Annotated in this window: 13 protein-coding genes; 10 read left to right on the top strand and 3 right to left on the bottom strand. The window is 69.0% G+C overall.

From position 1 onward, the window contains the following. The first annotated feature begins 307 nt into the window (after positions 1 to 307). The 5 genes from fba to CFB39_RS14670 all read left to right on the top strand — a co-directional run bounded on the left by fba (position 308) and on the right by CFB39_RS14670 (position 5,366). Positions 308 to 1,372 carry a class II fructose-bisphosphate aldolase gene (gene fba, locus CFB39_RS14690; RefSeq protein WP_034189083.1) on the top strand — a complete coding sequence of 355 codons (1,065 nt, stop codon included), beginning with the start codon at positions 308 to 310 and terminating at the stop codon, positions 1,370 to 1,372. 223 nt (positions 1,373 to 1,595) lie between these two features. Further along, positions 1,596 to 2,486, top strand: coding sequence for a phosphoribosylaminoimidazolesuccinocarboxamide synthase (locus CFB39_RS14685; RefSeq protein WP_039360621.1), 891 nt, complete (start codon positions 1,596 to 1,598; stop codon positions 2,484 to 2,486). An 18-nt stretch (positions 2,487 to 2,504) separates the two neighbouring features. Beyond that, on the top strand, positions 2,505 to 3,026 hold the full coding sequence (gene purE, locus CFB39_RS14680; RefSeq protein WP_039360624.1) for a 5-(carboxyamino)imidazole ribonucleotide mutase: 522 nt from the start codon (positions 2,505 to 2,507) through the stop codon (positions 3,024 to 3,026). Between the two features lie 88 nt (positions 3,027 to 3,114). Next, positions 3,115 to 4,326: a 5-(carboxyamino)imidazole ribonucleotide synthase gene (locus tag CFB39_RS14675; protein WP_089473485.1), complete on the top strand. Its 1,212-nt coding sequence runs from the start codon at positions 3,115 to 3,117 to the stop codon at positions 4,324 to 4,326. An 11-nt stretch (positions 4,327 to 4,337) separates the two neighbouring features. Then, positions 4,338 to 5,366 carry an L-threonylcarbamoyladenylate synthase gene (locus tag CFB39_RS14670; protein ID WP_089473484.1) on the top strand — a complete coding sequence of 343 codons (1,029 nt, stop codon included), beginning with the start codon at positions 4,338 to 4,340 and terminating at the stop codon, positions 5,364 to 5,366. Between the two features lie 80 nt (positions 5,367 to 5,446). Here CFB39_RS14670 and CFB39_RS14665 read toward each other — a convergent pair whose 3' ends face one another. From CFB39_RS14665 to dacB, 3 genes are all read right to left on the bottom strand, one after another. Then, complete coding sequence (locus CFB39_RS14665; protein ID WP_089473483.1) at positions 5,447 to 6,577, bottom strand: SGNH/GDSL hydrolase family protein; 1,131 nt, start codon at positions 6,575 to 6,577, stop codon at positions 5,447 to 5,449. A gap of 95 nt (positions 6,578 to 6,672) precedes the next feature. Next, positions 6,673 to 7,587, bottom strand: a complete 915-nt coding sequence (locus CFB39_RS14660; RefSeq protein ID WP_089473482.1) for a sterol desaturase family protein — start codon at positions 7,585 to 7,587, stop codon at positions 6,673 to 6,675. A gap of 400 nt (positions 7,588 to 7,987) precedes the next feature. Continuing rightward, on the bottom strand, positions 7,988 to 9,520 hold the full coding sequence (dacB, locus tag CFB39_RS14655; RefSeq protein ID WP_089473481.1) for a D-alanyl-D-alanine carboxypeptidase/D-alanyl-D-alanine-endopeptidase: 1,533 nt from the start codon (positions 9,518 to 9,520) through the stop codon (positions 7,988 to 7,990). Between the two features lie 187 nt (positions 9,521 to 9,707). Between dacB and CFB39_RS14650 the strand changes: the two genes are divergently transcribed. The 5 genes from CFB39_RS14650 to CFB39_RS14630 all read left to right on the top strand — a co-directional run bounded on the left by CFB39_RS14650 (position 9,708) and on the right by CFB39_RS14630 (position 14,351). Then, entirely contained in the window at positions 9,708 to 10,370 is a 663-nt protein-coding gene (locus CFB39_RS14650) for a response regulator (protein WP_021164091.1), read from the top strand. A gap of 3 nt (positions 10,371 to 10,373) precedes the next feature. Continuing rightward, positions 10,374 to 11,720, top strand: a complete 1,347-nt coding sequence (locus CFB39_RS14645) for an ATP-binding protein (protein ID WP_089431641.1) — start codon at positions 10,374 to 10,376, stop codon at positions 11,718 to 11,720. Positions 11,721 to 11,831: 111 nt separating this feature from the next. Next, positions 11,832 to 13,316: a DegQ family serine endoprotease gene (locus tag CFB39_RS14640; RefSeq protein ID WP_089426229.1), complete on the top strand. Its 1,485-nt coding sequence runs from the start codon at positions 11,832 to 11,834 to the stop codon at positions 13,314 to 13,316. Positions 13,317 to 13,421: 105 nt separating this feature from the next. Further along, on the top strand, positions 13,422 to 13,859 hold the full coding sequence (locus tag CFB39_RS14635; RefSeq protein WP_089473480.1) for a carboxypeptidase-like regulatory domain-containing protein: 438 nt from the start codon (positions 13,422 to 13,424) through the stop codon (positions 13,857 to 13,859). Between the two features lie 132 nt (positions 13,860 to 13,991). Next, complete coding sequence (locus tag CFB39_RS14630) at positions 13,992 to 14,351, top strand: DUF427 domain-containing protein (RefSeq protein WP_089473479.1); 360 nt, start codon at positions 13,992 to 13,994, stop codon at positions 14,349 to 14,351. Position 14,352 lies beyond the last annotated feature (1 nt).

The raw sequence follows: 14,352 nt of genomic DNA, 5'->3' as shown, positions 1-14,352 counted from the left end.
AACCTCGGGCCGGCCTGCCGGCCGGCCGCCCGGGTCGGCTGAAAAATCGATCCGGCACCGTTTTTCGCGCGAAAGCCGCGTGGGGTCCGAAGCCCCGCGCGGCTTTTTTTCTCATTTTTGCCCGCATTGTGCCGTGCGAACGTAACAAATTGCGAGTCGGCGCCACCGGGCGGTCGGAATCGGAGGCGCTTCGCGATAAAATGCGGCTATTCGACGCTCAGCCGCGCCGCGCCACCCCGGGTTCGACCGGGAGCGAGCGCCGCGCCGGCGTCAGGGCGCACCGGTTTTCATTCCATGGAGTTCCACAATGCCTCTCGTATCAATGCGTCAATTGCTGGACCACGCGGCAGAACACGGTTACGGCCTGCCGGCCTTCAACGTGAACAACCTGGAACAGGTCCAGGCGATCATGGCGGCGGCGGACCAGGTCGGCGCGCCCGTGATCATGCAGGCATCGGCCGGCGCGCGTAAGTACGCGGGCGAGCCGTTCCTGCGCCACCTGATCGAAGCAGCGGTCGAGTCGTACCCGCACATCCCGGTCGTGATGCACCAGGATCACGGCCAGTCGCCGGCAGTCTGCATGGCCGCGATCCGCAGCGGCTTCACCAGCGTGATGATGGACGGTTCGCTGGAAGCCGACGGCAAGACGGTCGCATCGTACGAGTACAACGTCGACGTGTCGCGCAAGGTCGTGGAGATGGCGCACTCGATCGGCGTGACGGTCGAAGCCGAACTCGGCGTGCTCGGCTCGCTCGAGACGATGAAGGGCGACAAGGAAGACGGCCACGGCGCGGAAGGCACGATGACCCGCGAGCAGCTGCTGACCGATCCGGAGCAGGCTGCCGACTTCGTGAAGCTCACGCAGTGCGATGCACTCGCGATCGCGATCGGCACGTCGCACGGCGCGTACAAGTTCTCGAAGAAGCCGACGGGCGACATCCTGTCGATCCAGCGCATCAAGGAAATCCACGCGCGCATCCCGAACACCCACCTGGTGATGCACGGTTCGTCGTCGGTGCCGCAGGAACTGCTGGCCGAGATCCGCGAATTCGGCGGCGACATGAAGGAAACCTACGGCGTGCCGGTCGAGGAAATCCAGGAAGGCATCAAGCACGGCGTGCGCAAGATCAACATCGACACCGACCTGCGTCTGGCGATCACCGGTGCGATCCGCCGCTACCTGTTCGAGAACCCGGGCAAGTTCGATCCGCGCGACTACCTGAAGCCCGCGCGCGAAGCGGCGAAGCAGGTCTGTGTCGACCGTTACCTCGCGTTCGGTTGCGAAGGGCAGGCCGGCAAGATCAAGCCGGTGGCCCTCGACAAGATCGCCGAGCAGTACAAGTCCGGCGCGCTCGCACAGGTCGTGCGCTGAGACTGTAGTACGATTGCCGCGCCCGATGTGGGCAACGGCAAGGCTGTCCGGCCGGATCTGATCCGGCCCCGCAGCCGCTCCGTCCGGCCGAACGAGGGCCGGCCGGCAACCGCCCGGGCGCCGTCGCCCGGCGGTTCGCCGACGTATTGCAAGACCGCCGTTCCCGCCTGCCGCGGGGAACGGCGTTTCCCTTTTTGTTTGGCTCCTTATCTGCGAAAAGACGATGTCTACCCTCTACGAATCCACGCTCCGCTCGCTGCCGCTCCTCGGTCGCGGCAAGGTCCGCGATAACTACGCGGTCGGCAACGACAAGCTCCTGATCGTCACGACCGATCGTCTGTCGGCATTCGACGTGGTGATGGGCGAGCCGATTCCGAACAAGGGTCGCGTGCTGAACCAGATGGCGAACTTCTGGTTCGACAAGCTCGCGCACATCGTGCCGAACCACCTGACGGGCGACGCGCCGGAAGCGGTTGTCGCGGCCGACGAGGTCGAGCAGGTGAAGGGCCGCGGCGTGGTCGTCAAGCGCCTCGAGCCGATCATGATCGAAGCAGTCGTGCGCGGCTACCTGGCCGGCAGCGGCTGGAAGGAATACCAGGCGTCGGGCGCCGTGTGCGGCGTGCAGTTGCCGGAAGGCCTGCAGAACGCGCAGAAGCTGCCCGAGCCGATCTTCACGCCTGCCGCGAAGGCCGAGATGGGCGAGCACGACGAGAACATCACGTTCGAGGAAACCGAGCGCCGCATCGGCACCGAGCTGGCCGCGACGATCCGCGACATCTCGATCAAGCTGTACAAGGAAGCGGCCGACTACGCGGCCACGCGCGGCATCATCATCGCCGACACGAAGTTCGAATTCGGCCTCGACAACCACGGCAAGCTGTACCTGATGGACGAAGTGCTGACCGCCGATTCGTCGCGCTTCTGGCCGGCCGACCAGTACGAAGTCGGCACGAACCCGCCGTCGTTCGACAAGCAGTTCGTGCGCGACTGGCTCGAGGCGCAGCCGTGGGGCAAGACGGCGCCGGCGCCGGCGCTGCCGGCCGACGTCGTCGAGAAGACGGCCGCGAAGTACCAGGAAGCGCTCGAGCGCATCACGGGCCAGTCGCTCGCCTGACCAGAGGGAACGCACGAAATGAGTGAAGTCCAGACCGCCCACACGCACAGCGCACCGCTCGTCGGCGTGCTGATGGGTTCGAGTTCCGACTGGGACGTGATGAAGCACGCGGTCGCCATCCTGCAGGAATTCGGCGTGCCGTACGAAGCGAAGGTCGTATCCGCGCACCGGATGCCCGACGAGATGTTCGACTATGCGGAGAAGGCGCGCGAGCGCGGGCTGCGCGCGATCATCGCGGGCGCCGGCGGCGCCGCGCACCTGCCCGGCATGCTGGCCGCGAAAACCACGGTGCCGGTGCTCGGCGTGCCGGTCGCGAGCAAGTACCTGAAGGGTGTCGATTCGCTGCACTCGATCGTGCAGATGCCGAAGGGCGTGCCCGTCGCGACGTTCGCGATCGGCGAGGCCGGTGCTGCGAACGCCGCGCTGTTCGCGGTGTCGATCCTGTCCGGTAACTCGGTCGACTATGCGAACCGCCTCGCCGCGTTCCGCGTGCGCCAGAACGAAGCCGCGCACGCAATGGTGCTGCCGCCGCTGGAATGACGGCGCACCGGCGGCCGCCCTGCGATTCGAGCGGCTGCCTGACCTCCCCACTTGCGGCGGGCAGCGCCCGCCGCGACCGACCACTGACATGACCGCAACTCCTGATTCCGTTTCCCCGATCCTGCCCGGCGCGTGGCTTGGCATGGTCGGCGGTGGCCAGCTCGGCCGCATGTTCTGCTTTGCCGCCCAGTCGATGGGCTATCGCGTCGCCGTGCTCGATCCCGATCCGACGAGCCCCGCCGGCGCGGTCGCCGACCGCCACCTGCGCGCGGCCTATGACGACGAAGCCGCGCTCGCCGAACTGGCCGACCTGTGCGACGCGGTATCGACGGAATTCGAGAACGTGCCGGCCGCGAGCCTCGATTTCCTCGCGCGCACGACGTTCGTCGCACCGGCCGGCCGCTGCGTCGCGGTCGCGCAGGACCGGATCGCGGAGAAGCGCTTCATCGAAGCGTCGGGCGTGCCCGTCGCGCCGCACGTCGTGATCGAATCGTCGGCGGCGCTCGCCGCGCTCGACGATGCCGCGCTCGACGCGGTGCTGCCGGGCATCCTGAAGACGGCGCGCCTCGGCTACGACGGCAAGGGCCAGGTGCGGGTGAGCACCGCGCAGGAAGTGCGCGACGCGCATGCGGCGCTGAACGGCGTGCCGTGCGTGCTCGAAAAGCGCCTGCCGCTGAAATACGAAGTGTCGGCGCTGATCGCGCGCGGCGCGGACGGCCGCTCGGCCGCGTTCCCGCTCGCGCAGAACGTGCACCACAACGGCATCCTCGCGCTGACCGTCGTGCCCGCGCCGGCCGCCGATGCCGCGCGTGTCGAAGAGGCGCAGCAGGCCGCCGTGCGGATTGCCGATACGCTCGGCTACGTCGGCGTGCTGTGCGTCGAATTCTTCGTGCTGGAAGACGGTTCGTTCGTCGCGAACGAGATGGCGCCGCGCCCGCACAATTCCGGCCATTACACGGTCGATGCGTGCGCCACGAGCCAGTTCGAGCAGCAGGTGCGTGCGATGACGCGGATGCCGCTCGGCAACCCGCGCCAGCATTCGCCGGCCGCGATGCTGAACATCCTCGGCGACGTGTGGTTCCCGAACGGTGCGGCCGGCGTAGGTGCGGCGGCCGATGCCGTCACGCCGCCGTGGGACACGGTCGCGGCGATGCCGACCGCGCACCTGCACCTGTACGGCAAGGAAGACGCGCGCGTCGGCCGCAAGATGGGCCACGTGAACTTCACGGCCGAAACGCGCGACGAAGCCGTTGCCGCGGCCACCGCGTGCGCGCAGCTGCTGCGCGTGCCGCTCGACTGAGACGCCAGCCGATGTCCATCGATCTCCCGAACGCCGTGACGGCTGCTCAGATCGACGCGGCCGCCGCGTTGCTCGACGCGGGCCAGCTCGTCGCGTTTCCGACCGAAACCGTCTACGGGCTCGGCGGCGATGCGGCGAATCCCGAGGCCGTCGCGCGCATCTACGCGGCGAAGGGGCGGCCCGCGAATCATCCGGTGATCGTGCATCTGCCGCCGGGCGGCGATCCCGGCTACTGGGCCGACGATCTGCCGGCCGACGCGCAGGCGTTGATCGATGCGTTCTGGCCGGGCCCGCTGACGCTGATCCTGAAGCGCCACGCGCGCATCCCGGACGCCGTGAGCGGCGGCCAGGATTCGGTCGGGCTGCGCTGCCCGTCGCATCCGGTCGCACAGGCGCTGCTGGCCGCGTTCAGCGCGCGGCGCGGCGGGCATGGCGGCGTGGCTGCGCCGTCCGCGAACCGGTTCGGCCATGTGAGCCCGACCACCGCGCAGCACGTACGCGACGAATTCGGCGACACCGTGCACGTGCTCGACGGCGGCGCATCGGAAGTCGGGATCGAATCGACGATTCTGGACCTGTCGCGCGGCTTCCCGGCGCTGCTGCGCCCGGGCCACGTGACGCCGCAGCAGATCGCCGCCGTGCTCGGCCGCGCACCGCAACTGCCGGACGGCAGCGACGCGACCGCGCCGCGCGCGTCGGGCACGCTGAAGGCGCACTACGCGCCGCGCACGCCGCTCGCGCTGCTGCCGTTCGACGCGCTCGAGCCGCTGCTCGCGGCCGCGCAGACCGACGGCGAGCGTGTCGCGCTCGTCGCACGCGCATCGCGCGCGGGACGCTGGGCGCAGGCCGAGGGCGTGCATTTCGTCGCGGCGCCGGAAGATCCACAGGCGTATGCGCGCGACCTGTACGGGATGCTGCGTGCGCTCGACCGCGCGCAGGTGGCGCGGATTCTCGTCGAGAAGTTGCCCGAGACCGTCGAATGGATCGCGGTCAACGATCGCCTCGGCCGCGCGGCCGCCGCGTTCGAAGCGCGCGACTGATACCCGTCGCGGTTCACGAATGAAAAACGCCCGACCGGCAAACCGGTCGGGCGTTTTCGTTTGGGCGCGTGGCCGGCGGCTTACTTGCCGACGCCCGAGGCCGCGATCTTCGACTGCGCGAACTGCGCGAACAGCGCATGCAGGCGCGTCGTCGGGTGGACCGTGTCGGCGAACATGTAGGTTTGATCCGCGTTCGCGACCGTGTAGGTCTGCGGCGAGCAGAACAGCGACGAGCCGAATGCGGTTGCGTTCGCGACGCCATACTGCGTGGCGGCCTGGACCATCGCCTTCAGGTTACAGGCGGTGTCGGTGTTCGACACGGCGAAGCCGTTCGCCTTGTAGTTCGCGAGGATGCCGTCCTGCCACGTGAACGTGTCCAGCAGCACGTACTTGGTCGTGTCGACCTTGAGTGCCTGCAGCGTCGCGGCGAGCGTGCCGTTGAACAGCATCGACAGTTGCGTGAGGGTCGTCTGCGAGCCGCTCTGGAGCGCGAGCGGCGTGCCGCCGATATCCGGCACGTTCGACACGAACACGTGCGTCGCGCCGGCGGCGACGATCTGTTGCACGATGCCCGCGAGCTGTTGCGCGGCGGCGCCGATGTTCTGCTGCAGCTGCGTCGGCGTGATCGCGCCGGCCTGCAGCGCCGCGACCTGGTAGAAGATGTCGTTCGCGCCGCCGTTCAGCAGCACGATCTGGCCGGCGTTGAAGCTGCCGTGCTGCGACACGTATTGCTTGACCTGGTCGGCGATCGGCGTCGTGGTCGCTTGTGCGTAATCGGGGTTCGGCACGCTGGCGTCCGCGTGGCCGATGCCCGGCTGCTGCGTCACGCGCGAGCCGCCCTGTGCGTAGCCGAGACCGCCGGTGGCCTGCAGCGGAATTCCGAAACCGCCCTGGTTCGCGGGCTGCAGCGTGTCGCCGTAGTACTGCGCGACGTTCTGCGTCCACACCTGGCCCGGGTTGGTCGTGAAGCGGCCGCCGCCGAAGCCGAGCTTGATCTGCGAGTAGGTGCCCGCGTCGGACAGGCTGTCGCCGAACGACACGACCTGCATTTTCACGCCCGACGGCGGCGTGTTCGATGCGCTGTTGTTGTTGTCGTCACCACCGCCGCCGCACGCGGCGAGCAGCGCGAGCGCGGCGCCGGCGATCGCGAGTTGCGCGGTGCGCAGCATGCGCTGACGGGTGCGGGCGGGTGCGTGTTGTTGTGTCTGCATCGTTCGATCTCCTCGTAGATATGGCCTGATGTGTTTCTCATCTGCCGCGTGCCTGCTCGGTTCCGGGCTGCGCGGCGGCCGTTGGCTGAAACGGTTTATTGGTCTCGCGCGGCCGCAAGCGGCACGGTGCGCGGATCGGGGTTCGCGGCCTCGGCAATCTGCGCATGATAAGCGCTCGCCCATTCGGGCGGGCCGAAAATCGCGCGCAGCTTGTTGCGCCAGCCGGCGACGCGCAACGCGTCGCCGGCCATCGACACCCACTCGTGGAACGTCGCGACGAGCGGGTTGTTCGAGCCGAGCCGCTCGACGATCCCGTACTGCGGCGGATCGTCGGGCGCTTCCTCGACATAGCTGCCGAACAGGCGATCCCAGATCACCAGGACGCCTGCGTAATTGCGGTCGATGTAGCGCGGGTTGCGCGCATGGTGCGCGCGGTGGATCGACGGCGTGTTCAGCACGTATTCGAGCCAGCCGAGCTTGCCGATCGCCTGCGTATGCACGAAGAACTGGAACGCGAGGTTGATCAGCACGATGCCGACGACCTGTTGCGGCGGAAAACCGGCGAACGCGAGCGGCAGCCAGAACACCCACATCCCCGCGACCGGGTACATCAGGCTCTGGCGGAACGCGGTCGAGAAATTCATCCGCTCGGACGAGTGGTGCACGACGTGCGCGGCCCACAGCCAGCGCACGCGATGGCTCGCGCGATGAAAGACGTAGTAGAGGAAATCCTGCGCGACGAACAGCACCGCGAACGACAGCCAGCCGTCATGCCACGTGAACAGGCGATAGTGCTGGTAGCAGTACGCATAGACGGGGATCACGAACAGCCATGCGACCTTGTCGGCGCCCTGGTGCATCAGCGCGAGCGCCGCGTTGCACAGCGTGTCGCGCCACGCATAGACAGCGTCGTGCGCACGGGTGCGGGCGAGGTGCCAGGCCTCCCACGCGATGCAGAGCAGGAAGACGGGCGCCAGCGCGAGCAGAAGCAATTCGACGTCGAATCGCATGGGCGTGTCTCCTTCTTTCCCCTGCAAGCCTTGAGGCCGGGCGTGTGGCCCGTTGTAGATATCGGTCAGGCCAACAGCCTACGCAATCGCCAGGCGCTAGGCGAGGGGGCAGCGTAGAGGGTTCCCTCTGAGGACAGGGTTTTTACGGAAGCCGCGCGGCACGGGGGCGGGCGGTGTGGCCCTGTTTTGCGGACGTGGGTGGCGCGCGGTATGTCGTGCGCGGGTGGCGGCCGGTGTTTCAAACCGGAGAGGGCGGGATTGGGTGTGCGCAGGCGCTGGCAGGCGGCTCCGGCGGCGCGTCAGGGCGACCCGCTGCGCGGTGCCGCCCCGATGCCGAGGCGGGCCGACGCGCGCCGGCAGCAGGCCACCGGCGCGCCGTATGTCGCGGCGTGCGGCAACGTCAGTGCGCGCCGGCGTAGATCCACTCGAGCAGCGAGTCGTGCGCGGCGCGTGCGGCTTCCGCGTGATCGTTGTTGATGAAGCTCACGACGATGTAGCTCTGGCCGTCCGCACCGGCGACGTAGCCGGCGATCGCGCGCACGTCGCGCAGCGTGCCGGTCTTGATGTGCGCGTTGCCGAGCACGCCGGCGTTGGTGAGGCGGTTCTTCATCGTGCCGTCGATGCCGGCGATCGGCAGCGAATCGACGAACGCCTGCGCGACCGGGCTCGCGTTCGCGGCCTGCAGCAGCGCGGCGAGCGACAGCGCGCTCACATGTTCTTCGCGCGACAGGCCCGAGCCGTTCTCGAGCACGAGGTCGGGCATCGCGATGCCGTTCTTCTGCAGGAACGCCTGGATCACGCGGCTCGACTGCTCGGGCGTCGCGGGCGGCTTGCCGCTGACCGCGCCGATCGTCAGGAACAGGTTGCGCGCCATCACGTTGTTGCTGAACTTGTTGATGTCGTAGACGATGCTGCCGAGCACCGGGCTGTGATGCACGGCGAGGGGCCGCGCGGCGGTCGGCACCTTGCCCTCGCTCACGGGCCCGGCGATCGTGCCGCCGTCCTGCTGCCACAGCGCGAGGAAGCCGCGCGCGAAGAACGTCGTGTGATCGAGGATCGCGAGGTTGGTCGTGTGCGCACCGCAGCGCAGCGGGTAGTCGCCCGCGAACGACGCGGTCATGATCCCGCCGCCGGCCGTCAGCGTCGGGCGCGCGGCCGCGGCGGCCGCGCTGCACGAGCCCGTGCCTTCGACCAGCTGGTTGTCGATCGACAGGTCCGCGAGCGGCGGCAGCACGTCGACGGCCACCTTGCCGTCGTCGCCCGGCGTGACCGTGAACGACACGGCCTTGAATGCGTACAGCAGCGGATCGGGGCCGACGTTGTACGGCGCGCTCGCGTCGTCGTCGAACGAAGGGAGATCGCGCGTCGAGGTCGCGAAGTAGCTCTTGTCGAGCACGAGGCCGCCGGCCACGCGCTTGACGCCGGCCTTGCGGAGCTTGTCGACGAGATCGATCAGCTCTTCGGGCACGAGCTTCGGATCGCCGGTGCCCCTGATGTACAGGTTGCCCTGCAGCGTGCCGTCCGGGTCGATCGTGCCGTCCGTGTAGGCAGTCGTGCGCCAGCGGTAGTCGGGGCCGAGGATCGACAGGCCCGAGAAGGTCGTCACGAGCTTCATCGTCGAGGCCGGCATCATCGGCCGGCTCGCATTCCACGCGATCAGCGGCTCCGGATCGCCGACGCGCTCGACGACGACGCTCATCGCCGACGCCGGCACCTTCGCGCGCTGCAGCGCGACGAGCACCGACGCCGGCAGGCCGGCCGCGCGTGCGGCAGGCGACACGACGGCCGTCTTGCGTGCTTCCTTGTGGGATTTCTTGCGGGCCTGCGCGGGCGGCGCGAAGGCGAGGGCCGTGCAGGTGGCGACGATGGCGGCTGCCTTCAGGCAGACGCGGGCACGGGGGGCGAACCGGGTGGAAAGATCGGAAATCGGCATGAGCGAATACGGGGGGAAGCACGACGTTCGGGCAGGGCGCGCGCGGCGCCAAAGCGCACATTGTAGAGACAAGTCCGGACAGCCCCCTTGCAATCCGCCTTTCTGTTGCATTGCACGGTGCCGCGCGCCCGGTTCGCGGCGCTACAATGGTCGGCGTGTTTGACTCGCCCCATGGATGCCTGTCCCGATGCGGATTCTGCTTGTCGAAGATGATCGAATGATTGCCGAAGGCGTGCGCAAGGCGCTGCGCTCGGACGGCTTTGCGGTCGACTGGGTGCAGGACGGCGACGCCGCGCTGACGGCGCTCGGCGGCGAGACGTACGACCTGCTGCTGCTCGATCTCGGCCTGCCGAAGCGCGACGGCATCGACGTGCTGCGCACGCTGCGCGCACGCGGGCTGGCGCTGCCGGTGCTGATCGTCACCGCGCGCGACGCGGTGGCCGATCGCGTGAAGGGGCTCGACGCGGGCGCCGACGATTACCTCGTCAAGCCGTTCGACCTCGATGAGCTGGGCGCGCGGATGCGCGCGCTGATCCGCCGCCAGGCCGGGCGCAGCGAATCGCTGATCCGCCACGGCGCGCTGACGCTCGATCCCGCTTCGCACCAGGTGACGCTCGACGGCGCGCCCGTCGCGCTGTCCGCGCGCGAGTTCGCGCTGCTCGAGGCGCTGCTCGCGCGGCCCGGTGCGGTGCTGTCGAAGAGCCAGCTCGAGGAGAAGATGTACGGCTGGGGCGAGGAGATCGGCAGCAACACGGTCGAGGTCTACATCCACGCGCTGCGCAAGAAGCTCGGCTCGGACCTGATCCGCAACGTGCGCGGGCTCGGCTACATGGTCGTCAAGGAAAGCTGACGCGTGAGGTCGATTCGTCATCAATTGCTGATCTGGCTGCTCGCGATCGTCGTCGCGGGCGTGGGCCTCGCGGGCTGGCTCATCTACCGGCAGGCGCTCGCCGAAGCGAACGAACTGTTCGACTACCAATTGCAGGAAATCGCCGCGGCCTTGCCGTCCGAGCCGTTCTCGCAGGTGTTCGGTTCGCGCACCAACGGCGACGAAGGCATCGTGATCCAGATCTGGAACCGCAACGGCGTGCTGATGTACTTCTCGCATCCGCGTGCGCCGATCGCGCCGCGCGCGGAGCTCGGCTTCTCGACCGAACGCACCGATCGCGGCGAATGGCGCGTGTACGGCGCGATCGTCGGCGACAACGTCGTGCAGCTCGCGCAGCCGCTGTCGGTGCGCAACCGGCTCGCGGCGAACGTCGCGCTGCGCACGCTGTGGCCGCTGATCGTGCTGTTGCCGTTCCTCGGCGCGGCCGTGTGGGTGATCGTCGGACGCGGGCTCGCGCCGCTCGGCCGCGTGACGCGCGCGGTCGAGGCGCGCCGGCCGGAAGCGCTCGACGCGCTGCCCGATGCGCGCCTGCCGCTCGAGGTGCAGCCGCTCGTCCGCGCGCTGAACGGCCTGCTCGCGCGGCTGGCGGCCGCGCTCGACACGCAGAAGGCCTTCGTGGCCGATGCCGCGCACGAACTGCGCACGCCGCTCGCGGCCGTGCAGATCCAGGCGCAGCTCGTCGCCCGTGCGAAGGACGACGCGTCGCGCCGCGAGGCGATCGCCGATCTCCAGGATGGCGTGTCGCGTGCGACGCGCCTCACCGAGCAACTGCTCGCGCTCGCCCGCGCCGAACCGGATGGCGCGACGATGCGCGAGCCGGTCGACCTGCAGGCGCTGCTCGCCGAATGCGTGGCCGCGCTTGCGCCGCTCGCGCAACGGCACGACATCGATCTCGGCTTCGAGGAGACGCGCGCGGCGAGCGTGGTCGCGGACGTCGGCGCGCTGCGCGTGATGTTCGGCAACCTGCTCGACAACGCGGTGAAGTACACGCCGGACGGCGGCCGCATCGACGTATCGCTGACCCGCGACGCGGCCGGCCGCGCGTGCGTGCAGATCGGCGACAGCGGGCCCGGCATTCCGGCCGACGAGCGCGAACGCGTGTTCGACCGCTTCTACCGCGACAGCTCCGCGCGGGCGCGCACCGACGTGTCGGGCAGCGGGCTCGGGCTCGCGATCGTCAAGCGCGTGGCCGCGCAGCAGGGCGCGACGGTGTCGCTCGGCGACGCGGCCGCGGGCGGCCTGCTCGTCAGCGTCGTGTTCCGCGATGCCGAGATGCCGGCCGAGGCGCCGCAGCCGTCCGAATCCGTGTGAAGCACGCCCCCGCGCGGGCGCCGGCGGCCGCTTAAGCCCCGCTTAAGGCTGATTAAGCCTCCTTTAAGTCAGGGTCGTTACGCTGCGTCCTAACAAAGAGGAGGTCCTACGATGAACACCCGATTCCTTGCGCGCGGCGCCGTCGCGGTCGCCGTGGCGGCCGCCCTGTCCGCCGGTTATGTCGCCGGCACCCGCCGCGCCGATCCGCAGATCATCACGCCCGCGCAGGCCGCCGCATTGATGCCGGCCGAAGCGGCCGCGAAGACCGGCATCCCCGATTTCTCCGGGCTCGTCGAGACCTACGGCCCGGCGGTCGTGAACATCAGCGCGAAGCACGTCGTGAAGCAGGTGTCGCGGCGCGTGCCGCAGCCGCAGCTGCCGATCGATCCGAGCGATCCGTTCTACCAGTTCTTCAAGCACTTCTACGGCCAGGTGCCGGGCATGGGCGGCGACGCGCAGCCGGACGATCAGCCGAGCGCGAGCCTTGGTTCCGGGTTCGTCATCAGCTCCGACGGGTACATCCTCACCAATGCGCACGTGATCGACGGCGCGAACGTCGTCACGGTCAAGCTGACCGACAAGCGCGAATACAAGGCGAAGGTCGTCGGCTCCGACAAGCAGTCGGACGTCGCGGTGCTGAAGATCGACGCGAGCGGCCTGCCGACCGTGAAGATCGGCGACCCGGCGCAGAGCAAGGTCGGCCAGTGGGTCGTCGCGATCGGTTCGCCGTACGGCTTCGACAACACGGTCACGTCGGGCATCATCAGCGCGAAGTCGCGCGCGCTGCCGGACGAGAACTACACGCCGTTCATCCAGACCGACGTGCCGGTGAACCCCGGCAACTCGGGCGGCCCGCTATTCAACCTGCAGGGCGAGGTGATCGGCATCAACTCGATGATCTACTCGCAGACGGGCGGCTTCCAGGGCCTGTCGTTCGCGATCCCGATCAACGAGGCGATCAAGGTGAAGGACGAGCTCGTGAAGACGGGCCACGTGAGCCGCGGCCGCCTCGGCGTCGCCGTGCAGGGGCTGAACCAGACGCTCGCGAGCTCGTTCGGACTGCAGAAGCCGGACGGTGCGCTCGTCAGCTCGGTCGATGCCAACGGCCCGGCCGCGAAGGCCGGCCTGCAGCCGGGTGACGTGATCCTGGCGGTCAACGGCTCGCCGGTCGCCGATTCGACGTCGCTGCCCGCGCAGATCGCGAACCTGAAGCCGGGTTCGAAGGCCGACCTGCAGATCTGGCGCGACAAGTCGAAGAAGTCGATCAGCGTGACGCTCGGCGCGATGGCCGACGCGAAGCTCGCGTCGAACGACGGCGGGCCGGTCGAGCAGGGGCGCCTGGGCGTCGCGGTGCGTCCGCTGTCGCCGCAGGAGCGCAGTGCCGCCAACCTGTCGCATGGCCTGATCGTGCAGCAGGCCGGCGGGCCGGCCGCCAACGCGGGCATCCAGCCCGGCGACGTGATCCTCGCGGTCAATGGCCGCCCGGTCACGAGCCCCGAGCAGTTGCGCGACGCGGTCAAGGGAGCGGGCAACAGTCTTGCTCTGCTGATCCAGCGCGATAATGCACAGATCTTCGTGCCGGTCGACCTGAGCTGACCGGCCACGGCCGACGGCCGGCCAGGCCGGCCGCGGCGGGCGCCGCCGCCGTTCTGAAGGTGTGACGCGGCGCCCTGTATGTGTTCCGACCCCAAGGAGAGAGCCATGCAATATCTACGCAACGTGTCCCGATTTGCCGTCGCCGCGGCGCTGGCCGCCGGCCTCGCAGCCGGAGCGACCGGCGCGTACGCGCAGTCGGACGGCTTGCCCGCCGCGCGCCAGCAGGGCGACGTCACCTTCGTGTCCGGCGGCGTCGGGCTGGACGAATCGACGGCGTTCCAGCGCAGCGAGCCGAGTTGGCCGATGGCGCTGCGGTTCACCGGCAAGGGCGGTGAGTTCCTGGCCGACGTCCATGTGCGGATCGTCGACGGCAAGGGTACCGAAGTGCTGAAGACCGACGCGCGTGGGCCGTACATGCTCGTGAAGGTGCCGCCGGGCCGCTATACGGTGCAGGCGTCGTATCAGGGCAACGAGGAATCCCGCGCCGTCACGGTCGGCGCGAAGGGCGGCGCGAAAGCCGCCTTCCAGTGGAGCGCGCAGTAGGCCGCCGCGCGCGGCCCCGGCCGGGGTTGCGCATTCGGCTGCGGTTTCGCCCATAATGAAAGCCACGGCACCCGTGCCGTGGCTTTTTCGTTTCCTGAGTCCGGCCTGGCCGGGCCGCCCCAAGGAGAAACGATGTCCGACGCAGCCGACCCTCGTCTCGAAATCGTGCCGAACCGCCATCGCGTGCGCGTGATCCATCGCGGCATCACGTACGCCGATTCGCACGGCGCGTTGACCGTGCGCGAAACGGGCCTGCCGGACACCCACTACCTGCCGCGCGGCGACGTCAACATGCGCCGGCTCGTGAAGTCGGGCGTCACGTCGGCCTGCCCGTTCAGGGGCGAGGCCGTGCACTTCGACTTGCAGACCGAAGACGGCGTGATCGAGAACGCCGCATGGAGTTACGAGGAACCGAAGGCGGCTGCGTTGGCGCTCGCGCACTACGTTGCCTTCGACGCCGCACGGATCGACAGTCTCGTCGAGACGTCCTGAT

This window comes from Burkholderia sp. AU6039, from assembly GCF_002223365.1.
In the GTDB taxonomy this organism is placed as follows: Bacteria; Pseudomonadota; Gammaproteobacteria; order Burkholderiales; family Burkholderiaceae; genus Burkholderia.
Note: the sequence above shows the minus strand (reverse complement) of the source record. Positions and strands in the feature narration are given on the sequence as shown.